Source organism: Paenibacillus sp. P4_A7 (assembly GCF_056402455.1).
The window spans coordinates 1-6,457 of sequence record NZ_JBFUHJ010000313.1 but is presented as its reverse complement, the minus strand read 5'-3'; the positions used below and the strand labels follow the sequence as shown (position 1 = coordinate 6,457).

Sequence of the window (6,457 nt, the reverse complement as noted above, 5' to 3'; positions counted from 1 at the left end):
GGATCAAGGTTTTCTCCTTGCTTTGATAGAGAGAGGAGAATTCCAATGGTGATTGTTTCTTAGAGCATGATCCCCCTGTGTTAGGCTAGTTGTCATAGTGCTGTACAAATGATTGATCACCAACTGCAAATGGGAAATACCGGGGTTCAGTCCGCGCGCAGGGAGTGGGAGACGCTTCGAAGGAATATGTTCAAACGTTAGCGTCAAATAACCCCCCTCTTCCAAAAAGGCGGGGGTTATTTGACGATACTTCGATAAGGCGCCTGTCATTCTGATTTGCGCTACCATGTCTACCAATGGTACTTTTTCTTTCTTCGCTGGGCGCGTCGGTGTCAAGGATTACAATAGCATAATGGTCGGTAGACCGTTCGATTACGAGAATACCACCAAAACACATAACAGTTCCAAAGATAAGTACATGTTAATGGAGCTGGACGGAGTGATAGGATAATGATGTTATGAGGGGGATCCAATCACAGGGGGGTTATTAAATTGAAAAAAATGATCTGGAGTCGAGTTTTCCTAGTTGTGATGATTGTGATGCTGTTGACGACGAGCTGGCCAACGGGAACGAATATTTCATATGCTCAAACAGATGAAAGCTCGATTTTCTTTGACAATTTTGAAGATGAAGATGCTACAGGCTGGACCGACGAAAGCGGAACCTGGGCTACCGTTAATAGTACGGGAGTAACTTTATTTTCTGATGAATTTGAGAATGGAAGTGCTGCAGGGTGGACTAATAATGGGGGCGAGTGGTCTAGCGTACAAGTCGAATCTTCTAAAGTCTATCAACAGAGTTCCAGCAACGGGTTAGCAGAACTAATTGCTGGGAGCAATGCTTGGACAGATTACTCCTTTGAAGCTGATGTGAAGCTGATCAGCGGCGCTGGAGCGATGCTGGAATTTCGGCATCAGGATAACCAACACTTTTACTATTTGTATATGAGTGAATCGTACATCAGGTTGATGAAACAGAACGGCAGCGCTCAAGAATGGTTAAAAGCATATGAAGATGATTCTCTTGATGTCTCGAGGTTTGTGCATCTGAAAATCGATGTGATAGGGAATCAAATCCGTGTATATAGAGACGGTGTTTTGGTTATAGAGACTACGGACGATGACGGTTATATTTCATCCGGTAAGGTTGCGCTTGCCTCATGGGCCTCAACGGCGCAATTCGATAATGTTGCCGTTACATATCTGTCTGCTAATCAAGTTTATTCGCAAACGGAGAGTGGCGGTGGTATTTCCTATACAGGCAATAGCACTTGGGCTGATTATTCCGTACAAGCTCAAGTTATTCCGACAGCTATAAGTGAGGATGGAGCGGTTGGCTTAAGCCTAAGATATCAGGATAGTCAAAACAGATACGATCTACAGTATACTGAAGCTGGGAAAATCCAGATTGTTAAAGTACGGAACGGAGTAGTGACAACGCTTTCAGAAGCGGCTTTCAGCATGGATAAGGGCAAGTCCTACACATTCAAAGGTGTAGCAGGGGGGAAATACATCGACTTTTATATTAACGGCGTTAAACTACTGTCCACAGAAGACACATCTTTTGCAACCGGAAAGATTGCTTTGAATATGTCGAGTGCAACTGCGGACTTTGATAATATCGAGGTACAAAAGGTGTTAGCACCTGTTAATTCGGATGGTCAAACAACTTACTATGTTAGTTCCAGCACTGGCGATGATGCCAACGATGGCTTAAGCGCTGAACGCGCATGGAAAACTCTTAATAAAATCAATATTTCGACTTTCAGTGCAGGGGATTCCATCCTCTTGAAATCGGGTGACGCATGGAATGAACCGCTTGTTTTGAAAGGCTCTGGTTCGAAGGGAAATCCGATTACTGTTTCTTCCTACGGCTCAGGCGCTAAGCCTGTCATCTCGTGGAATGCCCCGAGTGGTGGAAGTGTTGTCACTGGACATAATTTAAGCCATTGGACGATTAAGGGATTAGCCGTTAACATCCTTACATCTTCAACGTTATCGTGGAGCAATATTACTGCAGGCATTTACGTTATTTATGATAATGCACAGCGGTACGAAAATCTTCGAATTGAAGAGAATGAAGTATACAGCGCTAATTACAACAGTAACAGCAATGGAATTATGATTGCGGCAATGATTCCGGGAACCGACATCAAAGAGGTTGCAACTGATGTTTCGATTATCAACAATGAGGTCCATAATGTGGGGTGGTATGGAATAACCACTGCTGGATGGGATACCGCGAAAAACGAGGATTTGCGCTCCCAGATGCTTTTTGGAAGATTTAAAATCAGCGGAAATTACGTTCATCATACTGCTAGTCAAGGAATCGTTCTGCAAGATGCTCATCATTCCGTTATAGAAAGAAATGTTGTTCATGACGGAGGTCTTGGCATCGATACTTGGGGGCCTGGAGGCTTGTGGATCATCGCCTCTCGGGATTCCGTAATTAAATTTAATGAAGTTTATAACATGAAGGACGCGGGATCGGGTTATGACGGATCAGGGGTCAATGTGGATTGGTACTGTGACAATATCACCGTACAGTATAATTACGCGCACGATAACAAAGGTAACGGAATAACGACAATGAGTAATTACGGCTCGAAAATATGGAATAACAAAGTCAGAGGCAATCAAGGGCAACAATCAAACGGGAATGGTCAAATCGCGCTCGGTAATTTTACGGGAAGACCCGATCTCTCATCAGGAGAGCATGATCTAGATGTCGCAAATAATATGATCATCGTAGACGTAGACAATACGACCGCGATCAACAGCGCTTCTAATCCGCATGGAACGTGGACGGGAAATAAGATTCATGATAATCACGTTGCGATTGCAAGAGGAATAACAAACTTCAATATTTTCGATATTGCTCAAAATACGAACTTTGATGTTATTGATCATAATTATGTCGCTAATGAATCGCTTTCCTTTAGCTCGATTTATCATGGGATGACCTATTCGAGTCTTGCATCATGGCAACAGGGTACAGGGTTTGACGGCAATACACAAGTTCTGCCTATTGATGAATCGATTCCTTCGACAGTAAATCAAGTTACTGCGACGCTTAATGGTTATGCGGAGTTATCCTGGGCGGAGGGAGAAGATCAAGGGAACGGGATTCTGCATTATAACATCTATAGAAGTGAAGAAGCGTCGTTTTCGCCAGCTTATTCCAATATGGTGGGAGAATCCGCTACGACAAATTTTATTGACAGGGAAGAAGCAAAGCCAAACACGACGTATTATTACAAGGTAGAAGTGGAAGACCGGAGCGGAAATGTTGGGGCTGCTTCAGAGGCTGTTCATCTAACAACCGGACCGACTGTCCCAGAAATCGAGGAACCGAAAATTGTTGATTTTGCAACCTTTCGTGATGGTTATCAATTAAATGTTGCCGATTTACAGACTATGCCTTATATCGCGGGAATACAACCCATTCAAAAAGTAGAGCTGTACGTGGATGATAGATTGATACAGGAAATGACGGTATCTCCTTATGCATATACCGTAAAGGGCTTAAGCAATGGAGAGCATACTCTGCAATACAAGGTTTACGATATGACGGGGAGTGTTACCGAGTCGAGACGAATTAATGTAAACAAACAAGTTACCGCCTTGCGCAGCTTATTCACACAATCTAAGCCGACAATTGACGGCTCAATCCAAGAATGGGGTTTGCCCGAGTTTGTCATGAATCAGAGAGCCCAGGTGAAGAGTATTGAAAGCACTTTCGCTGATCAGTGGTCTCCGCAAAGGTTAAATGCTTCTGGGCATACAAGGTGGGATAATGACAATTTGTATATCGCAATTAAGGTTATGGAAGATGTACACCGTTTGCCGATCTCGAATGCGGCCGATTTGTGGAAAGGCTCCAGCATTCAGATTGCCATAGATCCCGATAGAGGAGCTGTTCCGGGAAGCAAAGGATACTCTGAATTCGCATTTGGATTAACAGACGAAGGTCAGGCTGTCGGGTATCGTTACAATGCCATTGCCGGCAAAGCTGCAGGCGAGTTTACAGTAGGCGAAATGGAGATTTCCAGAGACGAAGCGACGAAGTCTACTAGTTACGAATTGAGTATTCCTTGGGGCGAAATCATCCCGGGAGGAATTTCAGTTAAAGACGGATCCGCCTTAGGGATCTCTGTACTTGCCAATTATAGCGACGGAAGCTTCATCAACTCGGGTAATGGAGATGCCCGAAACGGATGGATTGAATACAACAGCGGGATCGGCGCGGGAAAAGCCCCGATTCAATATGGGTATTTGATTCTTGGCAAACAGATATTTGAAACTCCAACGATTAGCGCGATAGTCGGAAATGGAGAGGCGCAATTAAGTTGGGGAGCGGTAGCCGGAGCAACAGGTTATAACATTAAGTACGGTACAGACAGCGGAGTGCATTCGAGCAAGATTGATGCGGGAAGCGTGACCCATTTTACTGTATCTGGGCTGACAAAGGGAACGACCTATTACTTTATTGCGGAAGCCTACGATGCATATGGCGAAAGCGGTCAATCTAACGAAGTAGCAATCGTTGCTTTAGGCGAGAAAGATAGCGGAAGTCCTGGAAGCCAAGTCGGCAACGTTCACTCTAAGGTAGAGATTAAGGACGGGGCGGCGCAAGTGAAGTTGGATGAGGGTCAATCGAAAGCTGTCGTCCTCTTATCGGAGGTCCGGAATTATCCGCTTCAAGTATACTTAGGTAAAGTGTCAATTACCGTAAGTCAAGAGACGCTGGATAATCTCAGAAAACAATCAGGCATTAACGCCGGTTCTTTGATTGAAGTGACCATGAGTCCTATCAACGATTCAGCTATATTAAACGCGCCGATCAGCGGCAGCAAAGCGACGATGAAAATCGCAGGTGAAGTTTATGATTTCGAAGTAAAACTCAAGACTGCCGATAATCGTGAAATCGCAATCGATATAGTCTCAGGCGGCATTACACTATCTCTTCCTTATGATTCCAGTCAAGTCGATCAGAAGCTTCTCGGTATTTACTATTACGATAAGGCGAAGAAGCAATGGGAATATGTCGGCGGTGAAATCGATGAGGTCATGAATCAAGTTAAGGTAACGCTGCAGCATCTTAGCGTGTATTCGGTCATGGAGTATAACAAGACTTTCAGCGACGTGAAGGTAGGTCACTGGGCGAAGCGAATGCTTCAAATTTTGGCAGCAAAGCATATTGTCAATGGTGTGGATGAAATAAGATTTAACCCTGAAGGAAAGACGACCAGAGCAGAATTCGTAACTTTACTGGCGAATGCTTTAAACCTGAAAGCCGATGGTGTGAACAATACGTTCATCGACGTAAAAGCGGATGCCTGGTATGCGGATAGTGTAGCGGCAGCAATTAAAGCCGGGATCACTTCAGGGATAAGCGTAAATCAGTTTGCCCCAGACAAATTCATCAGCAGAGCGGAAATGGTCACGATGATCGTGCGTTCGGCCGGCATTCAACCGAAGTCGGAGGCGACAGTCGGCTACACCGATGCGCATGATATTCCGAGATGGGCTCTACCATACATTGTCGCTGCCGAAGAAGCGAAATTGGTGCGTGGAAGAGGAAGTAACTTGTTTGCGCCTCAGAGCAGTGCGACGCGGGCGGAAGCAGCCCAACTCGTTTACAATCTATTAAATAAATAAAAGGGAGCGATGCACATGTTGCTACAGGAAGGACAAAAAATTATATTTATTGGCGACAGCATTACGGATTGCGGCAGAAAGGATGATCCTGAAAATATTGGAGGTGGATATGTACGCATCGTACGGGATTACTTATCGATCGTACGTCCAGAGATCTCTTTGCAGGTAGAGAATCGTGGGATAAGTGGTGAGACGATATTGGATCTAAAGGCACGTTGGAATGAAGATGTAATCGAGTTAAAGCCGGACTGGTTGTCCGTTTCTATTGGCATAAATGATGAATGGAAAAACGTCAGCTGCGATGATTTCAGAGATACTTATAGGGAATTATTGGCTGAAACGAAAAGCAAAACGGGGTCATCCTTGATATTAATGGAAACGACAATCCTATCCGAAGATTCGAACGACGGGAAGAATGAACGTCTTCTTCCCTATAATCGAATAATAAGAGAAGTCGCGGCGGAATTCGAAGCCATTCTCGTACCTCAGTTTCAGTCATTTACAACATACTTAAGGGAGCAACGCGGGAAAACGCTAACCGTGGATCAAGTTCACATGAATTCGACTGGGAATTTGCTAATGGCCATCAATTGGTTGAAGGCTTGCGGGTTCGCACAATAAAAACACATAAAAGCACATCCATCTATACAATAAAACACATAGACAAGCCGATTATATTGTGACATTATAAAGTCGTTAGCACTTGTCCGAACTGCTGAGAAATTGTTGCTATCATCCTGTGACTCGGAGGATCTCATGTTTAAAGAACTGGTATCCTATACAAGGAAGTATAGAT

General features: G+C 44.3%; 2 protein-coding genes. Both read left to right on the top strand.

The features are described from left to right. Positions 1-501 precede the first annotated feature (501 nt). Positions 502-5,661, top strand: a complete 5,160-nt coding sequence (locus AC1DWN_RS24755; protein ID WP_477561556.1) for an S-layer homology domain-containing protein — start codon at positions 502-504, stop codon at positions 5,659-5,661. A gap of 15 nt (positions 5,662-5,676) precedes the next feature. Then, complete coding sequence (locus AC1DWN_RS24750; RefSeq protein WP_477561555.1) at positions 5,677-6,282, top strand: SGNH/GDSL hydrolase family protein; 606 nt, start codon at positions 5,677-5,679, stop codon at positions 6,280-6,282. The last annotated feature ends 175 nt before the right edge of the window (positions 6,283-6,457 follow it).